This is a genomic window from Azoarcus sp. TTM-91, assembly GCF_012911025.1.
Taxonomy (GTDB): domain Bacteria; phylum Pseudomonadota; class Gammaproteobacteria; order Burkholderiales; family Rhodocyclaceae; genus Azoarcus.
Genome location: NZ_WUEI01000307.1, coordinates 1 through 426 on the forward strand (window position 1 = coordinate 1; position 426 = coordinate 426).

The window sequence follows — 426 nt, forward strand, 5'->3', positions numbered from 1 at the left end:
GTACCGGTTTGGATCAATAGTCGTCGCGGTCGGCGTCGTGATGCTTCGCGGAGGCCGCGGGACGGTCAGTGACGCCGGCCGGCGGCGCGGACTGCCACTGCATCCACCAGAAGCCCAGCACAGCCACCAACATCAGGCCCGCGACACTCGACCACGCACGGCGGATGCCCTCGTTCGGCAGGCCGGTCTTGCGTCCGCTGATCATCGCGCCAACCAGATTCTCACCGTGCAGCCAACTGCTGGCAAAGACGGCGAGAACATGAATGCCCACCAGTGCAAGCATTGCGTTGGCGAAGCCCTCGTGCAGTTCGCCGAGCCAGTCACCGCCGACATCGTTGTAGGTGGCCCAGCCCGTTCCTGCCAGGCCGCACGCCATCAGCAGCAAGGCGATGATAGCAAGCGCACCAGCGGGGTTGTGGCCAATAT

The 426-nt window shown here is 64.8% G+C and carries 1 protein-coding gene; it reads right to left on the minus strand.

The genetic code is table 11. The features are described 5' to 3' along the window. Positions 1-13 precede the first annotated feature (13 nt). Positions 14-426, minus strand: a 413-nt coding sequence (locus GRF61_RS24370; RefSeq protein ID WP_211166204.1) for a cytochrome b/b6 domain-containing protein, incomplete at its 5' end; no start/stop codon positions are given.